The organism is Streptomyces sp. SYSU D01066-1, from assembly GCF_054956795.1.
Genome location: NZ_JBUDHV010000017.1, coordinates 74,343 through 95,199 on the forward strand (window position 1 = coordinate 74,343; position 20,857 = coordinate 95,199).

Below are 20,857 nucleotides of genomic sequence, written 5' to 3' on the forward strand. Positions count from 1 at the left end.
CCAGCCGGCGTCGGCCGTACGCGCGCGAAAGGGTGCCGTCCGTGAATGGTCCGCTCATCGTCCAGTCCGACAAGACGCTGCTCCTGGAAGTCGACCACGAGCTGGCCGGCGACTGCCGCCGTGCCATCGCCCCCTTCGCCGAGCTGGAGCGGGCGCCGGAGCACATCCACACCTACCGGGTGACACCGCTGGGCCTGTGGAACGCGCGGGCGGCGGGCCACGACGCCGAACAGGTCGTCGACGCCCTCGTCCAGTACAGCCGCTACCCGGTGCCGCACGCGCTGCTCGTCGACATCGCCGAGACGATGGACCGCTACGGCCGCCTCACCCTGTCCAAGCACCCGGCGCACGGGCTGGTGCTGACCACCACCGACCGGCCGGTGCTGGAGGAGGTGCTGAAGTCGAAGCGGATCGCCCCGCTGGTCGGCGCCCGCATCGACCCCGACACGGTCGCCGTGCACCCCTCCGAGCGCGGGCAGATCAAGCAGACGCTGCTGAAGCTGGGCTGGCCCGCCGAGGACCTCGCCGGGTACGTCGACGGCGAGGCGCACCCGATCGAGCTGGCCGAGGACGGCTGGGCGCTGCGCCCGTACCAGAAGCAGGCGGTGGAGAACTTCTGGCACGGCGGGAGCGGGGTGGTGGTGCTGCCCTGCGGTGCGGGCAAGACGCTGGTCGGCGCCGGTTCGATGGCGCAGGCGAAGTCGACGACCCTGATCCTGGTCACCAACACGGTCTCCGCCCGGCAGTGGAAGCACGAGCTGGTCAAGCGCACGTCGCTGACCGAGGACGAGATCGGCGAGTACAGCGGGACCAGGAAGGAGATCCGGCCGGTCACCATCGCCACGTACCAGGTGCTGACGACCCGGCGCAAGGGCGTCTACCCGCACCTGGAGCTGTTCGACTCCCGGGACTGGGGGCTGATCGTCTACGACGAGGTGCACCTGCTGCCCGCGCCGGTCTTCAAGTTCACCGCCGACCTCCAGGCCCGGCGGCGCCTGGGCCTCACCGCGACCCTGGTCCGGGAGGACGGCCGCGAGTCGGACGTGTTCTCGCTGATCGGGCCGAAGCGGTTCGACGCGCCGTGGAAGGAGATCGAGGCGCAGGGGTACATCGCGCCCGCCGACTGCGTGGAGGTGCGGGTCAACCTGACCGAGTCGGAGCGGCTGGCGTACGCGACCGCCGAGGCCGAGGAGAAGTACCGCTTCTGCGCGACGACCGCGACCAAGCGGAAGGTGACCGAGGCGATCGTGCGCCGGTTCGCCGGGCAGCAGATCCTGGTCATCGGCCAGTACATCGACCAGCTCGACGAGCTGGGCGAGCACCTGGGCGCTCCGGTGATCAAGGGCGACACGTCCAACGCGCAGCGGGAGAAGCTGTTCGAGGCGTTCCGGCAGGGCGAGATCAACGTCCTGGTGGTGTCCAAGGTCGCCAACTTCTCCATCGACCTGCCGGAGGCGACGGTCGCCGTGCAGGTGTCGGGGACGTTCGGGTCGCGGCAGGAGGAGGCGCAGCGCCTGGGCCGGGTGCTCCGCCCGAAGGCCGACGGCCACCAGGCCCACTTCTACTCGGTGGTCGCCCGCGACACCCTCGACCAGGACTTCGCCGCCCACCGGCAGCGGTTCCTGGCGGAGCAGGGGTACGCGTACCGGATCATGGACGCGGACGAGCTGCTGGCGGGGGACGCCTGAGGCTCACCGCCGGCGGCGGACGCCCGCCTCCTCGTCGTCGTACTCGCCGAGGACCACGACGTCGAAGGCGGCGCCCGCGAAGGTCTTGACGGCACGCAGGGCGTGGGCCAGGCGGTGGACGGCGGCCGGGCGCGGGGCGGCGGACGTGCGGCCCGGTGCCGGGGCTGCCGTCGGGGAGACGGTCGCTGCGCTCATGTGTCCATGGTGCGGTGGCGGGGTGCCGGTGGCGTCGGTCCTCCGGCCGAACCCCGCCGCCCGTCGCCTCCGCCCCGCGGCCCACCCGCCCCCTCCTCCCGTACGCCTGCGGGAGGAGGGGGCCCCTGAGGGGCGCAGGGGTCTTCAGGGGCGGTCCCTCAGGGACGGTCCCTCAGGGACGGTCCCTCAGGGACGGTCCCTCAGGGGCGGTCCCTCAGGGACGCGGGAAATCCGTTGGCCCCTGGCCTGCGCACTCCTCTACAATCTCCGCTCTTCCCGCCTCCCTCACGGAGCGCCGCCGTCCGGACGGAAACCGGCCGGCATCCGCACTCACCACCCCAGGTCCGCCGGAGGCACCCCCTTGTCCACGCCCGTCCACGACGACCCCGCGTCCGCCCCCCTGTCCGACCCCGGGTCCGACCCCCTCGCCCGGGAGCGCGCCCACCTGGCCGCGTCCCGTGCGGCCCTGCGCGCCATGCGGGCCGACGTCGAGTCCCTCGACATCAGCGACGTCACCGCGAACTGGGTCAACGCCGCCGTCCTGCAGCGGCAGATCGAGGACCGCGTCAAGGCCCTGGCCGACCTCAGCGACACCCCGCTGTTCTTCGGCCGGCTCGACTACGCGCACGCGCCGGGGGCGGAGGGAGCGGAAGGGGAGAGCCCGCGGCCGGAGGCCGCTTATCGGACACTGCACATCGGGCGGCGGCACGTCCACGACGCCGACGGCGACCCGATGGTCATCGACTGGCGGGCGCCCGTCTCGCAGCCGTTCTACCAGGCCTCCAGGAAGGACCCGAAGGGCGTCGAGCTGCGCCGCCGGTTCGGTTACACCGGCGGCGAGATCACCGCGTACGAGGACGAACGGCTGACCGACCCGGCCGAGGCGGCGGCCACCAGCAAGCTGCTCCAGCGGGAGATCGAGCGGCCCCGCGTCGGTCCGATGCGGGACATCGTCGCCACCATCCAGCCGGAGCAGGACGAGATCGTGCGCGCCGGGCTGTCCGGATCGGTCTGCGTGCAGGGCGGTCCCGGCACCGGGAAGACCGCCGTCGGCCTGCACCGGGTGGCGTACCTGCTGTACGCGCACCGCGAGCGGCTCGCCCGCACCGGCACCCTGGTCATCGGGCCGAACAGGTCCTTCCTGCACTACATCGAGCAGGTGCTGCCCGCGCTCGGCGAGCTGACCGTCCGGCAGGCCACCGTCGACGACCTGGTGGCCCACGTCGAGGTGCGCGGCACCGACGAGGCGGCGACGGCGGTGGTCAAGGGCGACGCGCGGATGGCGGAGGTGCTGCGCCGGGCGCTGTACTCGCACGTCTCGATGCCCGTCGAGCCCGTCGTCGTCGTGCGCGGCTCGCGGCGCCGGCGGGTGGCGGCGTACGAGGTGGAGGAGCTGGTGCGGGAGTTGCTGGACCGGGACATCCGGTACGGCGCCGCCCGCGAGGCCCTGCCGCAGCGCATCGCGCACGCCGTGCTGGTGCAGATGGAGCGGGCGGGCGAGGCGCCGGACGACCGGGTGCAGAACGCGGTGGCGCGCAGCGCGGCGGTCAAGGCGTGCGTGAAGGCGGTGTGGCCGGCCGTCGACCCGGCGAAACTGGTGCTGCGGCTGCTGTCGGAGCCGGAGTTCCTCGCCGAACACGCCGAGGGTCTGCTCACGGAGGACGAGCAGAAGGCGGTGCTGTGGGCGAAGCCGGCCAGGTCGGTGAAGACCGCCAAGTGGTCGGCGGCGGACGCGGTGCTGATCGACGAAGCGGTGGATCTGATCGAGCGCACGCACTCCCTCGGGCACGTCGTCCTGGACGAGGCGCAGGACCTCTCCCCCATGCAGTACCGGGCGGTGGGCCGGCGCTGCACCACCGGTTCCGCGACCGTCCTCGGCGACCTGGCGCAGGGCACCACGCCGTGGGCGACCCGGAGCTGGCGGGAGGCGCTGGCCCATCTGGGCAAGGAGGGGGCGGTGGTGGAGGAGCTGACGGCCGGTTTCCGGGTGCCGACGGACGTGATCGCGTACGCCTCCCGGCTGCTGCCGCACATCGCGCCGGGGCTGAGGCCGGTGGCGTCGGTCCGGGAGAACCCCGGCTTCTTCGAGGTCCGGGACGCCGGCGGTGCGGCCGACGTGGTGGCGGCCTGCCGCGAGCTGCTGCGCCGGGAGGGGTCGGTCGGGCTCATCGCCGCCGACGTCCGGGTCCCCGAGCTGGCGCGGGAGCTGACGGAGGCGGGCGTCGGGCATCTCGCGCCGGGCGAGGAGACCACGGAGGGCGCCCGGCTGACCCTGGTCCCGGCCTCGCTGGCCAAGGGCCTGGAGTACGACTACGTGGTCCTCGACGAGCCGGGGGCGGTGGTGGACGGGGAGCCGGACGAGCAAACGGGGCTGCGGCGGCTGTACGTGTGCCTCACGCGGGCGGTGTCGGGGCTGATCGTGACGCATACGGGTCCGCTGCCGCGGCAACTCGCGGCGTAGCCGCGGGCGATCGTGCCTCCCCCAGTGCCTGAACGGCCTGGGAGGCACCCCCGGGGCGGCACGGGCGGGCGCGGCGGCACCCGGCCGGCGCCGGGCCGCGCCCCACCCCCGCGAACGCCGGCGCGCAGGAGCCGACGCTCAGTCCCCCAACACCCGCCGCCACTGAGCGACCGCCCCCGCGGAAACCGGCCCCTCCCACCCTTGCGGCCGGGCCGCCCCGCCGATGTGGAACCCGTCGATCCCGGCGTCCAGCAGCCCCGGCACGTGGTCCAGCCGCAGCCCGCCCCCGACCAGCAGCCGCTGCTCGTAGCCGGGCTCGCCGCGCAGCCGCGCCTCGGCGACCAGCACGTCCCGTCCCTCGTCGACCCCGCCGGCCGCCCCGGCCGTCAGATACGTGTCCAGGCCGGGGAAGCCCGCGAGCCGCTTGCGCAGCGCGGCCCGGTCGGCGGCCCGGTCGATGGCGCGGTGGAACGTCCACCGGCACCCCTCCAGCACCGCCGCCAGCCGCTCCACCACCGCCAGGTCCACGTCCCCGGCGGCGTCGAGGAACCCCAGCACGAACTGGTCGGCCCCCGCCTCCCGCAGCTCCCCCGCGACCCGCACCAGCCGCTCGATGTCCCCGGCGGACCCGGCGGACCCGGCGGACCCGGCGGCGAAGCCGTCGGCGAGCCGCAGCATCACGCGTACGTCGATGTCGACGGCGGCGCGGACCGCGGTGACGGTCGCGGCCGACGGGGCGAGTCCGTCGGCCGCCATGTCGGTGACCAGTTCGAGGCGGTCCGCGCCTCCGGCCCGGGCGGCGACCGCGTCCTCGACGTCGAGGGCGATCACCTCCAGGAGTGCACGCTTGCTCATGGGGCCCCATTCGTCGGCGTCCACCGGCGTCCACCGGCACGGCTACAGGTCTAGTCCAATCACCGGACAGGTTAGCGTCCCCGCCCGCGCGCCCCGGCGCACGCCGCTCGGCCCGCCCGAAGACGGCCGGTTCCCGCTCCCGCGCCCCGGCCGGTCCGCCGGCCGCGCCGCCGCCGGCCGTCCCGCGGGGAGCCGTACGGGGGCGGCCGCGCCGCCGGCGGGCGGGTGCCGGCACGGCCCCGCCGGGGCGTCGCGGCGCCTCGTCGCGGGAGAATGACCGCATGGCCGATCCCGACGCCCTCCGCGCCCGCTTCGCCCGTGCCCTGGACGGGGTCCGGGGCACGGACGCCACCGCACCCGACCCGGCGCCGTACGCCGACGACCTGCTCGCCCGCTGGTCGCAGCCGCAGCGCCGCTACCACACCGTCGCGCACCTGACGGCGGTCCTGGACCACGTCGACACGCTCCAGGAGTACGCCGACGACCCCGACGTCGTCCGCCTCGCCGCCTGGTTCCACGACGCGGTCTACCTGCCGGAGCGGTCGGAGAACGAGGAGCGGTCGGCGCGGCTCGCCGAGCGCGCCCTGACCGAGGCCGGGGTCCCGGCGGCGAGGACCGCCGAGGTGGCCCGCCTCGTCCGGCTCACCGTCTCGCACGACCCGGCCGACGGCGACCGCGACGGCGAGGTGCTGTGCGACGCCGACCTGGCGGTCCTCGCCGCGCCGCCGTCGGCCTACGCCGCCTACGCCGCGGCCGTCCGCCAGGAGTACCACTTCGTGCCGGACGACGCCTTCCGCACCGGCCGGTCGGCGGTCCTGCGCCGGCTCCTCGGCCTGCCCCGGCTGTTCCGGACGCCGTACGGGCGGCGCGCGTGGGAGGCGACCGCCCGGTACAACCTCGCCGGAGAGCTGGAAATGCTGTCGCCGGACGGTTCCCCGGCCCCGTAGCCTGCCCGCCATGCGGAACACGGGCGAACTGGGCGGGGAACAGGTGGAGGCGGCCGTCGCGGACGCCGTGGCGGTGCTGGGCACGGTGGCGGACCGGGACTGGGAGGCGGTGCGGGCCGGGCGGCTGGAGTGGAGCTGCCGAAAGACGGCACTGCACATCGCGAGCGATCTCATCGCGTACGCGGGCCAGTTGGCCGGGCGGGCCGCCGACGCGTACGTCCCCTTCGGGATCGCCCTGGACGAGGGCACCGGCAACGAGGGGCTGCTCCAGGTCGTCCGGACCACCGGCGCGCTGCTCGCCGCCGCCGTCCGCACCACGCCCCGCGACGTCCGCGCCTTCCACCCGTACCCCTTCCGGAACGCGAACCGGGACGGCTTCGCCGCCATGGGGATCGCCGAAGTGCTGCTGCACACCCACGACATCACCACCGGCCTCGGCGTGGCGTACGAGCCGCCCGCCGAGCTGTGCGCGTACGTCCTGACGCGGATCTTCCCGCACGTGCGGCCCGGCACCGACGCCTGGCGCACCCTGCTGTGGGCCACCGGGCGGGGCGAGCTGCCGGGCCGGGCCCCGGTGACCGGGTGGAAGTGGTGCAACAACCTCGTGCTCCCGGCCGAGCGGCTCGTCCTCGAAGGGGTCACCCCGGCCGCCGCGAACGACCTCGCCCTCGGCGGCGACGGCGGCTTCCCCTGGGCCGGGGGCGGGCCGGTCGACGGCACGCGCGAGGGCGCCGGGATGGTGGTGAAGGCGTACGAGGGGGGCGTGCACCGGCCGGAGTGGGGGATGTACGCGCTGGTGCGCCGCGCGGACGGACTGGCGATCGGCGCGATGGGCTTCCACGGGGCGCCCGACGAGGACGGCCGGGTGGAGGTCGGCTACGACCTCGTCGAGGCGGCGCGCGGCCACGGCTACGCCACCGAGGCGCTGCACACGCTCTCGGGGTGGGCGCTGGCCCGGCCCGGGGTGGGACGCGTCTTCGCCCGCACCGAGCCGGACAACCACGCCTCGCAGGCGGTGCTGGAGCGGGCCGGTTTCACCCGGGTGCCGACCGAGGACCCGGTGGACGCGGAATTCCTCGCCTACGAACTGCGGGGCTGATCACCCGGCCGCCCCGGCGCCGCGCTTGGGGCGGCGCAGCCCCGCCCCGCGCAGCAGCCGCACCACCTCACGGCTGCTCACCTCCCGCGCGCCGGCCCGCACGGCGTCCGCGTACCGGTGGGCGGGCAGGTCGTAGTGGTCGCGGTCGAAGGCCCGGCGGGGCACGTCCAGGCGGCGTGCGAAGGCGTGCAGTTCGTCGTAGGAGACGTCGCTGACCAGGTGCGACCACATGCGCCCGTGGCCGGGCCAGGACGGCGGATCGACGTAGACGGTCACGAGGAGGCCCCCGGTCCGCCGAGGGCCGTGCCCAGCGAGCCCACCGCGGCGACCTTCACGCCCGCCTCGGGGCAGACCCAGTGCGGGTCGGGGCCCAGCTCCGGCTCGACGTCCAGGGCGTGCGGGTCGCCGGAGCCGCACACCGGGCACAGCGGCCAGCGGCCGTACCGCTCCAGCAGCGCGTCCTGCACGTCCTGCGCGACCAGCCCCGCCACGAACGGGGCGCCGTCGGGCCACTGCCCGACCCACCAGCGCCGCCGCACGACGGACTCCTCGACCAGCGAGACGACGTCCGCCTCGGCGACCTCGCCCGCGACGAGGTCGGCGAGGACCAGGGCGCGGGCGGCGTGCAGCGCCTGTTCCAGGGGGCTGATGGGATGCATGCACCCATTGTGCGCACTCTTGCCCCGGCGCCGGAACGAAAATATCTTTCACCCATGACTGACGGCGTGAAGGAAACTTCCGGCACGGCACCCGCGTCGCCCGCATCCGCCACACCCGTCACACCCGCGTCGCCCACGCCCGCCACGTCCGTCACGTCCGCCACCCCGGTCACACCCATCGCCTCGGCCACCCCGGTCACATCCACCTCACCCGCCACGCCCGCCAGGCCCGCCAGGCCCGCCAGGCCCGCCACACCGGTCATGCCCGCCGCGCCCACCGTGCTCGCGGCCAAGGTGCGCGCCCTGGCGCCGTCCATGACCCGTTCCATGCAGCGGGTCGCCGAGGCCGTCGCGCGGGACCCGGCGGGCTGCGCCGCGCTCACGGTCACCGGGCTCGCCGAGCTGACCGGCACCAGCGAGGCGACCGTCGTGCGCACCTCCCGCCTGCTCGGCTACCCCGGCTACCGCGACCTGCGGCTCGCCCTCGCCGGGCTCGCCGCCGCGCAGCAGTCCGGGCGGGCGCCCGCCCTCACCAGCGACATCGCGGTGGACGACCCGATCGCCGACGTCGTCGCCAAGCTCGCCCACGACGAGCGGCAGACCCTCGCGGACACGGCGGCCGGCCTGGACACCGCCCAGCTCGGCGCGGCGGTCACCGCGCTCGCCGGGGCCCGGCGCACCGACGTGTACGGCATCGGGGCGTCGGGGCTGGTCGCCCAGGACCTCACCCAGAAGCTGCTGCGCATAGGGCGGATAGCCCACGCCCACTCCGATCCGCACCTCGCCGTCACCAACGCGGTGCAGCTGCGCGCCGGGGACGTCGCCGTCGCGATCACGCACTCCGGGTCGACCGGGGACGTGATCGAGCCGCTGCGGGTCGCCTTCGAGCGCGGGGCGACGACGGTGGCGGTCACGGGGTGGCCGAACGGGCCGGTGACGCAGTACGCCGACCACGTGCTGACGACGTCCGCGGCGCGGGAGAGCGAGCTGCGGCCGGCGGCGATGTCCTCCCGGACGGGGCAGCTGCTGGTGGTGGACTGCCTGTTCGTGGGGGTGGCGCAGCGGACGTACGAGGCGGCGGGGCCGGCCCTGTCCGCGTCCTACGAGGCGTTGGCCCACCGGCACGCTCCGGGGCGTCGCAGGGCTTGATCGTCGTGGGCGGCCGCGGGTTTGCCGTGGCCGCTCGCGCAGTTCCCCGCGCTCCTTCCGGGGCGCCATCGACACCGACGTGGAAAAGGGCTGTCACTCCATGACCTCCATTCCGGAACTCCGCTCCCAGCTCGACGGTCTCTCCACCGAAGCGGTCCGGCCGGACCTCGCCGAGATCGACCGGCTGCCGGCCCTCGACATCGCCCGGCTCATGAACGGGGAGGACGCCAAGGTCGCCGCCGCCGTCGCCGCGCGGCTGCCCGAGGTCGCCGCCGCCGTCGACGCGATCGCCGTACGGATGGGACGCGGCGGGCGGCTCGTGTACGCCGGGGCCGGGACCGCCGGACGGATCGGCGTGCTGGACGCCTCCGAGTGCCCGCCCACCTTCAACACGGCACCCGGGCGGGTCGTCGGCCTGATCGCGGGCGGACCGGACGCCGTGATCACCTCCGTCGAGGGCGCCGAGGACTCCGCCGAGCTGGCCCGCGCCGACCTGGACGCGCTCGGCCTCACCCCCGACGACACGGTGGTCGGCGTCTCCGCCTCCGGCCGCACCCCGTACGCCGTCGCGGCCGTCACGCACGCCCGCGCGCTGGGCGCGTTCACCGTCGGGCTCGCCTGCAACGAGGGCAGCGCGCTGGCCGCCGCCGCCGAGCACGGCATCGAGGTCGTCACCGGAGCCGAGGTGATCGCCGGCTCCACCCGGCTGAAGGCGGGCACCGCCCAGAAGCTGGTCCTCAACATGCTGTCGACGATCACCATGATCCGGCTCGGCAAGACGTACGGGAACCTGATGGTCGACGTCCGCGCCTCCAACGAGAAGCTGCGCGCCCGGTCCCGGCGGATCGTCGCGCAGGCCACCGGCGCCGGGGACGAGGAGATCGAGCGGGCGCTGGACGCGGCCGGCGGCGAGGTCAAGCAGGCCGTGCTGATCCTGCTGGCGGGGGTCGACGGCCCGACGGCCGCCCGCCTTCTGGAGGACTCCGGCGGCCGGCTGCGCGCCGCGCTGGCCGCGACGGCGCGCTGACCCGCAGGCTCGGGGGGTGCACCAGGACCCCCGAGCCATCGCCACCGCCACCGCCCTCCTCCCCCTGGTCGGCGGCCCCGCCAACGTCGTCTCCGTCGCCCACTGCGTGACCCGCCTGCGCCTGGTCCTGGCCGACCGGGCCCGGGTGCGGGACGCCGACCTGCGGGCGCTGCCCGGCGTCCTCGGCGTGGTGGAGGACGGGGAGGCGTACCAGGTGGTGCTGGGGCCGGGGAGGGTCGGACGGGTGACGGAGGCGTTCGAGGCGCTGCTGGGGAGCGAGGACGTAGGGGAGGGCGAGCGCGAGGGCGAGAGCGAGCGCGGGCACGGGGGCGAGCACGAGCGCGGGCACGGGGGCGAGGGCGGGCTCGGGGGCGAGCGCGGGCACGGGGGCGAGGGCGGGCTCGGGGGCGAGCGCGGGCTCGGGGGCGAGGGCGAGGGCGGGCTCGGGGGCGAGCGCGGGGAAGAAAGCGAGCGCGGGCACGGGGGCGAGCACGAGCGCGGGCACGGGGGCGAGGGCGGGGAAGGAAGCGAGCGCGGGCACGGGGGCGCCCCGGCCGGCGCCGGGCCTGACACGGCCGGTGTCCTCGCCCGGCGCGGTGCGGCGCTGAGGGCGCGGCAGAAGGAGCGCAACGCCACCCCGCTGAAGCGGGGGCTGCGGCGGGTGGCGGACGTCTTCGTCCCGCTCGTCCCGGCCCTGATCGGCTGCGGCATGCTCGCGGGCGCCGCCGGCCTCCTGCGCAGCCTCGGCCTGCTCCCCGGCCTCACCCCCGCCCTCACCGCCCTCTCCACCGCCTTCATGGCGCTGATCGCGGTGTTCGTCGGGCACAACACGGCCCGCGAGTTCGGCGGCACGCCGGTGCTGGGCGGCGCGGTCGCCGCCGTCGTGGTCCACCCGGGCGTCGTCCAGGTGGCCGCGTTCGGCGCCCCGCTCGCCCCCGGCCAGGGCGGGGTGCTCGGCGCGCTGGCGGCGGCGTTGCTCGGCACGTACGTCGAGAAGTGGTGCCGCGCCCGCCTGCCCGGCACCCTGGACGTCCTGCTCACCCCGACCCTGACCGTCCTGGTCGCGGGCCTGGCCACGCTGTACGTCCTGATGTACGCGGCCGGCGAGGTGGCGTCCGCCGTCGGCACGGCGGCGACCTGGCTGCTGACGACCACGGGCGTCCTGGCCGGCCTGCTCCTGGGCGGCCTCTTCCTCCCCCTGGTCATGCTCGGCCTGCACCAGGCCCTGATCCCCCTGCACACCACCCTCATCGACCAGCAGGGCCACACCGTGCTGCTGCCGCTGCTGGCCATGGCGGGCGCGGGCCAGGTCGGCGCGGCGGTCGCGGTCTACGTCCGGCTGCGCCACGACACGTCCCTGCGTACGACGATCAGGTCCGCGCTCCCGGCCGGGCTGCTCGGCGTCGGCGAACCCCTCATCTACGGCGTCTCCCTCCCCCTGGGCCGCCCGTTCCTGACGGCCTGCGCGGGCGGCGCGGCGGGCGGCGCGTTCGTCGGCCTGTTCGCGATGCTCGGCACCGAGGTCGGGGCGACGGCGATCGGCCCGTCCGGCTGGGCCCTGTTCCCGCTGCTGGCCGGGGACCGGGGGCCGGCGGTGACGGCGGCGGTCTACGGCGGCGGGCTGCTGACGGGGTACGCCGTCGGCTTCGCGGCCACCTACCTCTTCGGCGGGCTGCGCGGTCCGCGCGCGGCGGGCGCTGTCAGTGCGGTGTGCGATTCTGAAGGACATGAACCACGCCCAGCTGACCGCCCTGGGCCGCGCCCTGCGTCTCCTCGGTGAGCACGGCGAGGCCCTGACCGCCGACACCCCCGACGCCAAGCTGCACGAGATGCGGGGCGATCTGCGCCGCGCCCTGGACCTGCTGGCGGAGAGCGCGTCGACGGCGGCCCCCAGCACCCGCTGCCCCGAGCATCCCAGCGGGCCGGTGGACGAGGCCGCCCCCGACCTGTGCCTGCTGTGCGAGACCCGGCGCCGCTCCGCCCGCCGCGCCGAGTACGGGGGCGGCGCTCCCGCCCGCTCCCGTCCCGCCGAGCCGGTCCAGTCCCGCTACGGCCTGCGCGACGACCGCCCCCGGCCCCAGCAGCGCTGGCTCCCGGAGGCGTGGAACGGCCAGGCGTGGCAGCTGTGCGGCACCCCGCGCCGCGACCGCCGCGAGGCCGAGCTGTACCTCGCGGCGGAGCGCCGGGGCCCCCGCCCGGCCCCGGCGTACCGCCTCGTCCACGAGTTCACCGACTACGAGGTGCTGCGGGTGTGGGGGACACCGCTGCGCGGGGACGTCGAACCGATGCCGTGAGCGCCCCGGTCAGACGCACAGGGGCAGCTCGGTGATCTCGTGCCCCTCCCACAGCCGCCGGGTCGTCTCCTCCGGGTAGCGGACGACGGCGGGCTCGGCGTCCAGGACCTGCACGAGCCGCCGTTCGGTGTCGTACGCGGGCCAGCCCGGGTCGCCGCTTTGGGCGAACGCGGTCCACGAGGCCCGGAAGCGGGCGGACAGCGCCAGCGCCGCCTCGTCGGGCTCGGCCCCGGCGAAGAGCAGCGCGCCCAGGTCCGCGTCGAACGTGCCGAAGAGCAGCGGCAGGTCCAGCGCGTGGCAGGCGCCGAGTCCGCCGCCGCCGCCCGGCGCCGGCCAGGTCAGCTCGTAGGCGTGCGCCCGGCCGCCGCCCGCCAGGTGGGCCTCGGCCAGCCGCATCGTCGGCACGGCGAACAGCCAGTCCGTCTGCACCTTCTCGTACAGCTCCCCGGCGCCCGCGTCGGGGAAGGCGGCCCGGTAGGCGGCCTCTCCCCCGGGGCCCGGCGCGTACATCCGCAGCGCGGACGCCGCCCGCTCCTCCCCGATCGTGCCGAGCTGTCCGCCCATGGCGACGAAGAGCCGGAACTCGTCGCGGTTGTGCCCGACGACCAGGTCCACGTCCCGCGCCGCCCCCTTCGCCAGCGCCCGCCAGGGCAGGACCGGCAGGACGTCACCGTCGACGACGGGCGAGTACGGCGTCACCGTCGGCGCGGCCCGCCCCCAGCGGCCGGTGTACCCGGGCATCTTCGCGGCCAGCGTCTGCCCCGCCCGGACCAGCCGGTCGGGGTCCACGGCCGCGAGGTCGGCGACGGTCGGGCGCAGCCCCGCCTCGGCGGCGAGGGCGGCGCCGATGTCCCGGGCCAGCCCGTCGGAGAAGAACGTGCCCGGCACGCTCTGCGCGATCGCCCGCCGGAACAGGCCCTCCGCCCGGTCCATGACCAGCAGCGCGGCGATCGAACCGGCGCCGGCCGACTCCCCGAAGACGGTGACCCGCTCCGGATCCCCGCCGAACCCCTCGATGTTCTCCCGCACCCACTCCAGCGCGGCCACCTGGTCGAGCAGCCCCCGGTTGGCGGGCGCACCGTCGATGCGGGCGAACCCCTCCATCCCCAGCCGGTAGTTGAGGGTGACGACGACCAGGTCGCCGTCGGCGGCTATCCGGCGGGCGTCGTAGCCGGGGCTGCCGCCGTGCCCGAGCTTGTAGGCGCCGCCGTGGATCCACACCATCACCGGACGGCGGGCGGCCGGATCGGCGTCGGGCGTCCAGACGTTGACGGTCAGCCAGTCGCCGTCGCCCGACCCGGCCGCCGCCCGGCCCGGGACCAGCAGGTCCTGCGGGGGCGGCGGACCGAAGGCGTACGCCTCCCGGACACCGTCCCACGCCTTCGCCGGGCGCGGCGCGGCGAACCGCGCCGCTCCGACCGGCGGCGCGGCGAACGGGATGCCCCGGAAGACGGTGAGACCGCCCTCCCGGCGTCCGCGCACCGCGCCGCCGGCGGTGCCCACCACGACCCCGCCGGCCCCGCTGCCCCCACTGCCCCCGCTGACCCGCGTGTCCGTCATCGACCACTCCTGACTGGTTACCGTCGGCCGTACGCCAGTTGGTGATCTCACGGACCCTACGCCCCGCCGGGCACCGGCTCAGCTCAGGGTCTTCAGCGCCGCCGGGTCGAACGGGGCCAGCTCGTCGAAGCGGCCGGACAGCACCTTCTCGGCCCACCGCGGGTCCTGGAGCAGCGCCCGGCCGACGGCGACCAGGTCGAACTCGTCGCGCTCCAGCCGGTCCAGCAGCTCGTCGAGGCCCTTGACCGCGGCGCCCTCGCCGGTGAACGCCCTGCCGAACTCGCCGTCGAGCCCCACCGAGCCGACGGTGATGACGGGCTTGCCGGTCAGCTTCTTCGTCCAGCCGGCGAGGTTGAGGTCGGAGCCGTCGAACTCCGGCAGCCAGTAGCGCCGCGTGGAGGCGTGGAAGGCGTCGACACCGGCGGCGGCGAGCGGGGCGAGGATCGCGTCCAGCTCCTCGGGGGTCTGGGCGAGACGGGCGCCGTAGTGGTCCGACTTCCACTGCGAGAACCGGAAGATGACGGGGAACCGCGCCGAGACCCGTTCCCGCACCGCCGCCACGATCCGGGCGGCGAACTTCGTGCGGGCCACCGGGTCGCCGCCGTAGGCGTCGGTACGGCGGTTGGTGCCCTCCCACAGGAACTGGTCGACGAGGTAGCCGTGGGCGCCGTGGATCTCGACCCCGTGGAACCCGATGCGCTCGGCGTCGGCGGCGGCCTGCGCGAACGCCGCGACCACGTCGTCGATGTCCTGCCGCGTCATCACCTTGCCGGTGGGCTCGTCCGCCCCGAGCCGCAGCCCGGACGGCCCGACGGCCGGGGCGTCGGCGAACGGCGGCTCCCCCTCGTTGCGCACCATCCCGATGTGCCACAGCTGGGGCACGATCGTGCCGCCCGCCGCGCGCACCGCCTCGGCGACCTTCGCCCATCCGGCCAGCTGCTCCTCCCCGTGGAACCGCGGCACGCTGTCGCTCTGCCCGGCGGAGGGGTGACCGACGTACGTCCCCTCGGTGACGATCAGTCCGACGCCGGCGGCGGCGCGGCGGGCGTAGTACGACACCACGTCCTCGCCCGGGACGCCGCCCGGCGAGAACATCCGGGTCATCGGCGCCATCACGACGCGGTTCGGCACGGTCAGGCCGTTGATCGTGGTGGGCCGGGAGAGGATCTCGGCGGCGCGGGAGGCGGCGTCGGTCACGGGGAGCTCCTTGGTCGGGAGGGGGGAACCGGACGGTATGTGCACGCGCATACAACGCGCGCCTCAGGCACAACCCGTCCCCGCGCTCATGGCATTCCTGCCGTGAGCGGTCCGTGACCCGGTTCACAGTGGCCGCCGGAAAACGCCGAGGGCGGCGCCCCCTGTCGGAAGAACAGGAGGCGCCGCCCTCGGAACGAAGGACGCTCGATCAGCCCTCGGGCCGATCAGAAGTCCATGTCACCGCCCGGCATGCCGCCGCCGGCCGGGGCGGCGCCCGCCTTCTCCGGCTTGTCGGCGATGACGGCCTCGGTGGTGAGGAACAGCGCGGCGATGGACGCGGCGTTCTGCAGCGCGGAGCGCGTCACCTTCGCCGGGTCGATGATGCCCTCGGCGATCATGTCGACGTACTCACCGGTCGCGGCGTTCAGACCGTGGCCGACGGTGAGGTTGCGGACCTTCTCCACGACGACGCCGCCCTCGAGACCGCCGTTGACGGCGATCTGCTTCAGCGGGGCCTCCAGCGCGAGCTTCACGGCGTTGGCGCCGGTCGCCTCGTCGCCGTCCAGCTCCAGCTTCTCGAAGACCTGGGAGGCCTGGAGCAGGGCCACGCCACCACCGGCGACGATGCCCTCCTCGACGGCCGCCTTGGCGTTGCGCACGGCGTCCTCGATGCGGTGCTTGCGCTCCTTGAGCTCCACCTCGGTGGCGGCACCGGCCTTGATGACCGCGACGCCGCCCGCGAGCTTGGCCAGGCGCTCCTGGAGCTTCTCGCGGTCGTAGTCCGAGTCGCTGTTCTCGATCTCGGCGCGGATCTGGTTGACCCGGCCGGCGACCTGGTCGGCGGAACCGGAGCCGTCGACGATGGTGGTCTCGTCCTTGGTGATGACGACCTTGCGGGCGCGGCCCAGGAGGTCCAGGGTCGCGTTCTCCAGCTTGAGGCCGACCTCCTCGGAGATGACCTCGCCGCCCGTGAGGATGGCGATGTCGCCGAGCATGGCCTTGCGGCGGTCGCCGAAGCCCGGGGCCTTGACGGCGACGGACTTGAAGGTGCCGCGGATCTTGTTGACGACCAGGGTCGACAGGGCCTCGCCCTCGACGTCCTCGGCGATGATCAGCAGCGGCTTGCCCGACTGCATGACCTTCTCCAGGAGCGGGAGCAGGTCCTTGACGGCGGAGATCTTGGAGTTGGCGATCAGGATGTACGGGTCGTCGAGGACGGCCTCCATACGCTCCATGTCGGTGGCGAAGTACGCCGAGATGTAGCCCTTGTCGAAGCGCATACCCTCGGTGAGCTCCAGCTCCAGACCGAAGGTCTGGGACTCCTCGACGGTGATGACGCCTTCCTTGCCGACCTTGTCCATGGCCTCGGCGATCAGCTCGCCGATCTGGGTGTCGGCGGCGGAGATGGAGGCCGTGGAGGCGATCTGCTCCTTGGTCTCGACGTCCTTCGCCTGCTCCAGCAGGGCGGCGGAGACGGCCTCGACGGCCTTCTCGATGCCGCGCTTCAGGGCCATCGGGTTGGCGCCGGCCGCCACGTTGCGCAGGCCCTCGCGGACCAGGGCCTGGGCGAGGACGGTCGCGGTGGTCGTACCGTCACCGGCGACGTCGTCCGTCTTCTTGGCGACTTCCTTGACCAGCTCGGCGCCGATCTTCTCGTACGGGTCCTCGAGTTCGATCTCCTTGGCGATGGAGACACCATCGTTGGTGATCGTGGGGGCGCCCCACTTCTTCTCGAGGACGACGTTGCGGCCCTTGGGGCCGAGCGTCACCTTGACGGCGTCCGCGAGCTGGTTCATGCCGCGCTCGAGGCCGCGCCGTGCCTCCTCGTCGAACGCGATGATCTTGGCCATGTGAAGTGGTCCCTCCAGGACTGGGGGTGATTCCTTCGGACCGCGCCCGCGCCCGCGACGGACGGCTCGCCGGCCCCGTGGTTCCTTCCCCACGCCGGCCCGCGGGCCTCACCGACCCGGTCCTTCGTTGTCACTCTCACCTTCAGAGTGCTAACGCAATGATTAGCACTCGACCCCTCCGAGTGCAAGGCGCTCCCTCGAAGAGGGCCCGATGAGGGGGGCGGCCGGGCGGCGGGCGGGCGCGAGCGCCTCCCCCGGACCGGGGGCCGCGCCCGGCCGCCCGCGGGCACGGCCCGGACATGCCGCAGGGCCCGCGCCTCGGTGAGGCGCGGGCCCTGCGGAGAAGACCGTTCGCTGCGGTGGTCGCGCGGATCAGGCAGTGACGCGGACCATGTCGGCCTGCGGGCCCTTCTGGCCCTGCGAGATCTCGAACTCGACCCGCTGGCCTTCTTCAAGGGTGCGGTAGCCGTCCATCTGGATCGCGCTGTAGTGGACGAAAACATCCGCACCACCGTCGACCGCGATGAAGCCGTACCCCTTCTCCGCGTTGAACCACTTGACGGTGCCCTGAGCCATGCCTAACTCCCCTATTACTGGCCCTTGCACAGATCCGCACTTCGCGGATCCGGGTCAGACCTCGCCCCCCAAACGGTTCGGGGGCGTGCGCCGGAACGCGTCGACCGCGGCCGAATGTATCTGTCCAACTGCCCTGCGCAACAGGTCAATTGGACGAGAAATCCGGACGGGCGCGGTCCGGAATATGGCGAGAAATCACTGGAATCCGGGGCAAGTCGGGCCACACAAAGGCCACAAAAGCCGCGAGGGACGACCACAGTTTGGCTACATCTAGTCGGGCGTGCGGCAGGAATTCTCGGTTCGCGCTTTCGCGATCATCGGCGCGTTCCCCAACTCTACCCCGCTCAACCACATGGAATTGCCCCCTCCGCTTCTATTGCGGAGGGGGCAATTCCAGGGACGGCGGGTGACCGCGTCAGCCGCCGGCGACGGCCGGGATGATGGAGACGCCGGCCCCGTCGGGGGTGGCCGTCTCCAGGCCCTGCTCGAAGCGGACGTCGTCGTCGTTGACGTAGACGTTGACGAAGCGGCGCAGCTTGCCCTGGTCGTCGAGGACGCGGGCGGAGATGCCGGCGTGGTTCTTCTCCAGGTCGGCGATGACCTCGCCGAGGGTGGCCCCTTCGGCGGTCACCTCGGCCTGCCCGCCGGTGTAGGTGCGCAGGATGGTCGGGATGCGGACAGAGACACTCACTTGGAACCTCCGGTCAGGGAATCTACGTAGGGGCGCGTCACGCCAGCCCCGCCTCGCGGAACGATTCGAGGTTCGGCCGGATCGTCGCCGTGAGGCCGGTCCCCGCCACCGCGTCCAGCGTCTTCAGCCCGTCCCCGGTGTTGAGCACGACGGTGGTCAGCGCCGGGTCCAGGACCCCCGCCTCGATGAGCTTCTTGGTCACCCCCACCGTGACCCCGCCCGCGGTCTCCGCGAAGATTCCCTCGGTCCGCGCCAGCAGCCTGATCGCCTCGACGACCTGCTCGTCGTTCACGTCCTCCACCGCGCCGCCGGTGCGGCGCGCGATGTCGAGGACGTAGGGGCCGTCGGCCGGGTTGCCGATCGCGAGGGACTTGGCGATGGTGTCCGGCTTCTGCGGGCGGACCACGTCGTGCCCGGCCTTGAAGGCGGTGGAGACCGGCGAGCAGCCCTCCGCCTGAGCGCCGAAGATCCTGTACGGCCTGTCCTCGACCAGGCCGAGCTCGATCAGCTCCTTCAGCCCCTTGTCGATCTTGGTGAGCTGGGAGCCGGAGGCGATGGGCACGACGAGCTGGTCGGGCAGCCGCCAGCCGAGCTGTTCGCAGATCTCGTACGCCAGGGTCTTGGAGCCCTCGGCGTAGTAGGGGCGCAGGTTGACGTTGACGAAGCCCCAGCCCTCGCCGGCCGGGTCGCCGATCAGCTCGGAGCAGAAGCGGTTGACGTCGTCGTAGTTGCCCTCGATGCCGACGAGTTCGCCGCCGTAGATCGCGGCCATGACGACCTTGCCCTGCTCCAGGTCGTGCGGGATGAACACGCACGAGCGCAGGCCGGCGCGGGCGGCGGCGGCGCCGACGGCACCGGCCAGGTTGCCGGTGGAGGAGCAGGACAGGGTGGTGAAGCCGAAGGCGCGGGCCGCTTCCAGGGCCTGGGCGACGACGCGGTCCTTGAAGGAGTGCGTGGGGTTGCCGGAGTCGTCCTTGACGTACAGGCCGCCGGTGACGCCCAGCTCGGCGGCGAGGCGGTCGGCCTTGACCAGCTTGGTCCAGCCCGGGTTGATGTTGGGCTTGTCGGCGACGTCCGCCGGGACCGGCAGGAGGGGCGCGTAACGCCAGATGTTGGTGGGGCCCGCCTCGATGCGCGCGCGGAGCTTCTCGGTGTCGTAGGACGAGAAGTCGTAAGCGATCTCCAGCGGGCCGAAACACTCCTCACAGGCGAAGACCGGGCCGAGGGGCACGCGGTGGCCGCATTCCCGGCAGGAGAGCGCCGTGGCGGAGCCGAGATCGACGGAGGCGGCGGGAGTGGTGGTGCTTTCGGCGGTCTGCACAGCCATGGAGGCGAGGCCCTTTCTCCTCATCTTCCTCACGGCGCATTTCGCCGTGAGACGGATTTGGCACCTTCCCGAGCCGGGAGCCTCGCTTCTTCACGAGTGCCGGCTGGAGGGTTGCCGGGGCTTCATCGGGCCGTGTCCCTCTGCCCCTCTGGATGAGCTGTATGTGGTTGTCGGCGGCGGCCACCCCCGACATGCGATGGTCATCCGCGTTGTCCAAGACTGTAACCGAAGGCCAGGACAGTTGAGATAGTCGTCCGATGCGCGAGATGGATCACACGAGGGGTGCGTGGTCCGTACAGGGAGGAGCCGCAGACCGTGCTGGAAGAAGTCGAGCGTTGGCTCAGCACACGTTCCTGGTCCGTGACCGACCGGCCGCTCCACCAGATCCTGGCCGCCAAGCAGCGCACGGGCCAGACGGTCAGTGTGGTGCTGCCCGCGCTGAACGAGGAGGAGACGGTCGGCGAGATCGTCGCGGCGATCCGGCACGACCTGATGTGCCAGGTGCCGCTGGTCGACGAGATCGTGGTGGTCGACTCCGGGTCGACGGACGCCACCGCGAAGGTGGCCGCGGCGGCCGGCGCCCGCGTCGCGCACCGCGACGAGATCCTGCCGCGCATCGCGCCCGTGCCCGGCAAGGGCGAGGTGCTGTGGCGGTCGCTGCTGGTGACGGGCGGCGACATCGTGGCCTTCGTCGACGCGGACCTCAGGGAGTTCTCGTCCGACTTCGTGACCGGCATCGTCGGCCCGCTGCTCACCGAGCCGGACGTGCACCTGGTCAAGGCCATGTACGACCGTCCGCTCGGCGCCGCCGCGGGCCAGGGCGGCCGGGTCACCGAGCTGATGGCCCGCCCGCTGCTGAACATGCACTGGCCGCGGCTGGCCGGGTTCGTGCAGCCGCTGGGCGGCGAGTACGCGGCCCGCCGCTCGCTGCTGGAGCGGCTGCCGTTCCCCGTCGGGTACGGGGTGGAGCTGGGGATGCTGGTGGACGCGCTGCACCTGGTGGGGCTCGACGCGCTGGCGCAGGTGGACGTCGGGGTGCGCAAGCACCGGCACCAGGACGGGCAGGCGCTGGGCCGGATGTCCGCCGCGATCTACCGCACCGCGCAGCTGCGGCTGGCCCGCGGCCATCTGGTCCGGCCGTCGCTGACCCAGTTCGAGCGCGGCGAGGACGGTTTCGAGCCGCGCACCTTCTCGGTGGACACCGAGGAACGGCCGCCGATGCTGGAGATCGCCGAGTACGCCCGGCGCGAGGTGGCGTGAACGTACGTTTGAGCCGTGGGCG

At 74.0% G+C, this 20,857-nt stretch carries 19 protein-coding genes and 1 riboswitch; of the genes, 9 read left to right on the forward strand and 10 right to left on the reverse strand.

Annotation, left to right across the window (positions count from 1 at the left end; translation table 11 throughout):
- Positions 1–41 precede the first annotated feature (41 nt).
- Complete coding sequence (locus tag ACY1JF_RS18015; protein ID WP_462706154.1) at positions 42–1,688, forward strand: DNA repair helicase XPB; 1,647 nt, start codon at positions 42–44, stop codon at positions 1,686–1,688.
- A gap of 3 nt (positions 1,689–1,691) precedes the next feature.
- Here the strand turns inward: ACY1JF_RS18015 and ACY1JF_RS18020 are convergent, their stop codons facing one another.
- Positions 1,692–1,883: a hypothetical protein gene (locus tag ACY1JF_RS18020; protein ID WP_462706155.1), complete on the reverse strand. Its 192-nt coding sequence runs from the start codon at positions 1,881–1,883 to the stop codon at positions 1,692–1,694.
- Between the two features lie 361 nt (positions 1,884–2,244).
- Between ACY1JF_RS18020 and ACY1JF_RS18025 the strand changes: the two genes are divergently transcribed.
- Positions 2,245–4,344 (forward strand): HelD family protein, encoded by a 2,100-nt coding sequence (locus ACY1JF_RS18025; protein WP_462706156.1) that lies wholly within the window; start codon positions 2,245–2,247, stop codon positions 4,342–4,344.
- Positions 4,345–4,482: 138 nt separating this feature from the next.
- Here ACY1JF_RS18025 and ACY1JF_RS18030 read toward each other — a convergent pair whose 3' ends face one another.
- Positions 4,483–5,199, reverse strand: a complete 717-nt coding sequence (locus ACY1JF_RS18030; protein ID WP_462706157.1) for a copper homeostasis protein CutC — start codon at positions 5,197–5,199, stop codon at positions 4,483–4,485.
- A gap of 281 nt (positions 5,200–5,480) precedes the next feature.
- Between ACY1JF_RS18030 and ACY1JF_RS18035 the strand changes: the two genes are divergently transcribed.
- Both ACY1JF_RS18035 and ACY1JF_RS18040 read left to right on the forward strand, forming a co-directional pair.
- Positions 5,481–6,146 carry an HD domain-containing protein gene (locus tag ACY1JF_RS18035; RefSeq protein ID WP_462706158.1) on the forward strand — a complete coding sequence of 222 codons (666 nt, stop codon included), beginning with the start codon at positions 5,481–5,483 and terminating at the stop codon, positions 6,144–6,146.
- Between the two features lie 10 nt (positions 6,147–6,156).
- The gene (locus ACY1JF_RS18040) at positions 6,157–7,245 is read left to right on the forward strand and encodes a GNAT family N-acetyltransferase (RefSeq protein ID WP_462706159.1); all 1,089 of its coding nucleotides are present in this window, start codon (positions 6,157–6,159) and stop codon (positions 7,243–7,245) included.
- Here ACY1JF_RS18040 and ACY1JF_RS18045 read toward each other — a convergent pair whose 3' ends face one another.
- On the reverse strand, positions 7,246–7,521 hold the full coding sequence (locus tag ACY1JF_RS18045) for a DUF4031 domain-containing protein (protein WP_462706160.1): 276 nt from the start codon (positions 7,519–7,521) through the stop codon (positions 7,246–7,248). It lies immediately after the preceding gene.
- The gene (locus ACY1JF_RS18050) at positions 7,518–7,904 is read right to left on the reverse strand and encodes a hypothetical protein (RefSeq protein WP_462706161.1); all 387 of its coding nucleotides are present in this window, start codon (positions 7,902–7,904) and stop codon (positions 7,518–7,520) included. Before ACY1JF_RS18050 ends, ACY1JF_RS18045 begins: the two co-directional genes overlap by 4 nt.
- Positions 7,905–8,165: 261 nt before the next feature.
- On the opposite strand from ACY1JF_RS18050, the gene ACY1JF_RS18055 reads away from it, so the two are divergent.
- The 4 genes from ACY1JF_RS18055 to ACY1JF_RS18070 all read left to right on the forward strand — a co-directional run bounded on the left by ACY1JF_RS18055 (position 8,166) and on the right by ACY1JF_RS18070 (position 12,374).
- Complete coding sequence (locus ACY1JF_RS18055; RefSeq protein ID WP_462706162.1) at positions 8,166–9,053, forward strand: MurR/RpiR family transcriptional regulator; 888 nt, start codon at positions 8,166–8,168, stop codon at positions 9,051–9,053.
- Between the two features lie 100 nt (positions 9,054–9,153).
- The gene (gene murQ / locus ACY1JF_RS18060) at positions 9,154–10,080 is read left to right on the forward strand and encodes an N-acetylmuramic acid 6-phosphate etherase (RefSeq protein ID WP_462706163.1); all 927 of its coding nucleotides are present in this window, start codon (positions 9,154–9,156) and stop codon (positions 10,078–10,080) included.
- Positions 10,081–10,096: 16 nt separating this feature from the next.
- A complete protein-coding gene (locus ACY1JF_RS18065) occupies positions 10,097–11,860 on the forward strand; it encodes a PTS transporter subunit EIIC (protein ID WP_462706164.1) in 1,764 nt (587 codons plus the stop codon).
- Positions 11,808–12,374, forward strand: a complete 567-nt coding sequence (locus tag ACY1JF_RS18070) for a hypothetical protein (protein WP_462706165.1) — start codon at positions 11,808–11,810, stop codon at positions 12,372–12,374. Before ACY1JF_RS18065 ends, ACY1JF_RS18070 begins: the two co-directional genes overlap by 53 nt.
- 9 nt (positions 12,375–12,383) lie before the next feature.
- Here ACY1JF_RS18070 and ACY1JF_RS18075 read toward each other — a convergent pair whose 3' ends face one another.
- The 6 genes from ACY1JF_RS18075 to thrC all read right to left on the reverse strand — a co-directional run bounded on the left by ACY1JF_RS18075 (position 12,384) and on the right by thrC (position 19,575).
- Positions 12,384–13,934 carry a carboxylesterase/lipase family protein gene (locus ACY1JF_RS18075; protein WP_462706167.1) on the reverse strand — a complete coding sequence of 517 codons (1,551 nt, stop codon included), beginning with the start codon at positions 13,932–13,934 and terminating at the stop codon, positions 12,384–12,386.
- Positions 13,935–14,012: 78 nt separating this feature from the next.
- A complete protein-coding gene (locus ACY1JF_RS18080; RefSeq protein WP_462706168.1) occupies positions 14,013–15,182 on the reverse strand; it encodes an NADH:flavin oxidoreductase in 1,170 nt (389 codons plus the stop codon).
- Between the two features lie 173 nt (positions 15,183–15,355).
- On the reverse strand, positions 15,356–16,981 hold the full coding sequence (gene groL, locus ACY1JF_RS18085; protein ID WP_462706169.1) for a chaperonin GroEL: 1,626 nt from the start codon (positions 16,979–16,981) through the stop codon (positions 15,356–15,358).
- Between the two features lie 372 nt (positions 16,982–17,353).
- Positions 17,354–17,557 carry a cold-shock protein gene (locus tag ACY1JF_RS18090; RefSeq protein ID WP_004986573.1) on the reverse strand — a complete coding sequence of 68 codons (204 nt, stop codon included), beginning with the start codon at positions 17,555–17,557 and terminating at the stop codon, positions 17,354–17,356.
- 415 nt (positions 17,558–17,972) lie between these two features.
- Positions 17,973–18,248 (reverse strand): MoaD/ThiS family protein, encoded by a 276-nt coding sequence (locus tag ACY1JF_RS18095; protein WP_462706170.1) that lies wholly within the window; start codon positions 18,246–18,248, stop codon positions 17,973–17,975.
- Positions 18,249–18,285: 37 nt separating this feature from the next.
- Positions 18,286–19,575, reverse strand: a complete 1,290-nt coding sequence (gene thrC, locus ACY1JF_RS18100) for a threonine synthase (protein WP_462706171.1) — start codon at positions 19,573–19,575, stop codon at positions 18,286–18,288.
- Between the two features lie 17 nt (positions 19,576–19,592).
- A riboswitch (SAM riboswitch) is annotated at positions 19,593–19,734 on the reverse strand.
- A 156-nt stretch (positions 19,735–19,890) separates the two neighbouring features.
- Between thrC and ACY1JF_RS18105 the strand changes: the two genes are divergently transcribed.
- Entirely contained in the window at positions 19,891–20,835 is a 945-nt protein-coding gene (locus ACY1JF_RS18105; protein WP_462706172.1) for a glucosyl-3-phosphoglycerate synthase, read from the forward strand.
- Positions 20,836–20,857: the final 22 nt, after the last annotated feature.